Origin of the sequence: Nocardioides pocheonensis, assembly GCF_003725535.1 — a bacterium.
GTDB lineage: Bacteria > Actinomycetota > Actinomycetes > Propionibacteriales > Nocardioidaceae > Marmoricola > Marmoricola pocheonensis.
Window position 1 is genome coordinate 1 of the sequence record NZ_RJSF01000032.1, and the last position, 3,180, is coordinate 3,180.

Sequence of the window (3,180 nt, forward strand, 5' to 3'; positions counted from 1 at the left end):
TGAGGTGCGGTTGCGCAGCAACCGCCTCGAAACCCGGTGAGCCGACAGCACGTGGGCAACGACGGTTACCGTGCCCGCATGTACACGCTCGGCAGCCTCACGACCGAACCCGTCCTCGACCACCTCGACCTCGTCGGCGCGCCCGTCGCCGATCTCCTGAAGCGGTGGGAGCACGCGGGCGAGGTCGGCGTCGTGGCGATCGACCCCGCCCTCTCCGAGACGTCCGCGACCGTCGACGTGTACGGCGTTCCGTGGGAGCGCGGGGCCAACTGCGTGGTCGTGATGGGCAGGCGCGAGGGCCAGGAGCGCACCGCGGCGTGCGTGGTCCGCGGCGACACGAAGGCCGACGTGAACAACAAGGTCAAGCGGATCCTCGACGTCCGCAAGTGCTCGTTCCTCGACCACGAGCGGGCGGTCGCGGAGAGCGGCATGGAGTACGGCGGGATCACCCCGATCGGCGTACCGGACGGGTGGCGGCTGCTGCTCGACGCTCGCGTGCCCGAGGTCGAGACCGTGCTGATCGGCAGTGGGATCCGTGGCTCCAAGCTGATCCTGCCGGGCCGGCTGCTCGCCGAGCTCCCCGGCGCCGAGGTCGTCGAGGACCTGGCGTTCTGACTCGATTGCCACCGGTCTGGACCCCTTGGGGATCCCAGGGTCTGATCAGGGTTATTACGGATGACGAACACCGTTCGTCTCTGTTCCAATAGGCGCATGCATCGACAGATCGCTGGCAAGCTGACCGGCCCCGTGACCAAGTGGATCGTGCTCGGAGGCACGATCGTCCTCCTCGTCGTGATGAGCTCACTGGGATCGAAGCTCAACGACGTCAAGAACAACGAGGCCTCCTCCTGGCTGCCCGGCTCGGCGGAGTCGACGAAGGTCGCGAAGGAGCTGTCGAAGGACGTCGACCCGAACGACATCCCGACGCTCGTGGTGTACCACCGCGCTTCGGGCCTGACGCAGGCCGATCTCGCTGAGATCGACAGGCAGGGCCAGGAGATCGCCGACATCAAGGGCGTCACGAAGACGGGCGTCCTCACCCCCAACCTCGCGAACCTGCTCAAGGCACAGGGGAAGAACGTCCCCACGCTCATCTCCGCCGACGGCCAGGTCGCCTACAGCTACTTCGTCTTCAACTTCGGCAAGGGGGGCTGGAACAAGATCCCGGAGCCGGCGAAGGAGATCCGCAAGCTCACCAAGATCGACGGCGTCCACGTGTACCTCGGCGGGTACGGCGGCCAGGCGTCGGACTTCGCCTCGTCCTTCGAGGGTTCGCACGCGAACCTGCTGATGTTCTCGTTCATCGTGGTCATCATCATCCTGCTGATCACCTACCGCAGTGCCCTGCTCTGGTTGCTCCCGATCCTCGGCGCAGCCGTCTCGTACCAGATGGCGGGGGGTGTGGTCTACCTCCTGGCGAAGTACACCGACATGGTCGTCAACGACCAGAGCCAGTACATCCTCGGCATCCTGGTGATCGGCGCCGGCACCGACTACGCGCTGCTGCTCGTCGCCCGTTACCGCGAGGAGCTGCGCCGTCACGAGGACCGGCACGACGCGATGGCGTACGCCCTGCACCGTTCGGCGCCGGCCGTCATCGCCAGTGCGGCGACGGTCGTCATCGGGCTGATGTGCCTGTCCTTCGCCGACCTCAACTCCACCGCGAGCCTCGGCCCCGTCCTGGCCGTCGGTGTCGCGGTCACGCTCATCGTGATGGTCACCTTCCTCCCGGCGATGCTGGTCATCTGCGGACGGTGGGTCTTCGGCCCGCGCACGGACGGGCGCCGTCCGTGGACGCTCACCGCCGTCAGCATGCTGGTCGGGGGCATCGCGGCGACCGTCCTCGGCGTCGTCCTCGGCGGTGCGGCCGTCGTGCTCGCCGTGCTCGGCGGGCTTAGCTCGTTCCTCGGTCTGCTGATGCTGATCCAGGTCGGGATCGAGCGATGGACCACCGTGCACAGCCGCCCCGATTTCGGTTCCGTCGAGCCCACGCGCAACGGGCTCTGGGCCAGGGTCGGGAGCCGGATCGCCGTCCGCCCGCGGGTCGTGTGGATCGGCACCGCCCTGGTGCTGGCGATCGCCTGCCTCGGCCTGTTCAAGCTCGACGCGCACGGTCTGAAGACCGAGGACTCCTTCACCCAGACCTTCGACTCCGTGACAGCTCAGAAGCTGATCTTCGCCCACTCGCTGGCCGACAACTCCAACACCGTGCAGGTGGTCGCGAACAGCGACAAGATCACCGAGGCCCAGACCGCGGTGACCGCGGTCGACGGCATCGGCACGCCCACGGACATCAAGCCGCTCGGCAACAGCGGTCGGTCCTGGTTCGAGGCGAGCATCAAGGAAGACGTCTCCTCGCCCGAGGCGTTCGACCTGGTGCGTCACGCCCGGTCCGCGGCACATGCGATTCCCGGTGCCGACGCAAAGGTCGGCGGCGGGGCGGCGCTCTACCTGGACACGAAGATCGCCTCCGACCGTGACAACCGGGTGATCATCCCGATCGTCCTCGTCGTGGTCTTCTTCATCCTGATGGTGCTGCTTCGGGCCCTGCTGTCGCCGCTGCTGCTGATGGCGACGGTGGTGCTCTCGTTCGGAGCCGCGCTCGGCATCTCGTCGTTGATCTTCCACTACATCTTCGACTTCAAGGGCGCCGACCCGGGCTTCCCGCTGTTCGCCTTCGTGTTCCTGGTCGCTCTGGGCATCGACTACAACATCTTCCTGATGACCCGTGTGCGTGAGGAGACGCTCAACCACGGCACCCGGCGAGGCTCCTTGATCGCGCTCTCCTCGACGGGTGGGGTGATCACGTCAGCCGGTCTCGTGCTGGCGGCGACGTTCGCCGTGCTCGGCACGCTGCCGTTCGTGTTCCTCGCCGAGCTCGGCACAGCGGTCGCGCTCGGGGTGCTGCTCGACACGATGATCGTCCGGTCCGTGCTGGTCACGGCGCTCAACCTCGACCTGGGCGCGAAGATCTGGTGGCCGAGCAAGATCGACAACGGCTCCGCGACGGCCGCCCCTCCGACGGCGCCGGAACACGAACTGGCGAACGTCTGACCACCCCCTCGAGTCGGGCGGAAACTCCCGACTCGAGGGGCGGTTTCCCCGAAGTCAACGGGTCGTTCGGCACGTCCGGGAGGGCTGCGGGGCGTCGTACGCTCGGACCATGGACGCGACGGTCGC

At 67.4% G+C, this 3,180-nt stretch carries 2 protein-coding genes; both read left to right on the forward strand.

The window, feature by feature from the left end; all coding sequences use genetic code 11:
• The first annotated feature begins 78 nt into the window (after positions 1 to 78).
• Positions 79 to 615, forward strand: a complete 537-nt coding sequence (locus EFL26_RS08985; RefSeq protein ID WP_123222567.1) for a YbaK/EbsC family protein — start codon at positions 79 to 81, stop codon at positions 613 to 615.
• Between the two features lie 96 nt (positions 616 to 711).
• A complete protein-coding gene (locus EFL26_RS24665; protein ID WP_246000105.1) occupies positions 712 to 3,054 on the forward strand; it encodes an MMPL family transporter in 2,343 nt (780 codons plus the stop codon).
• Positions 3,055 to 3,180: the final 126 nt, after the last annotated feature.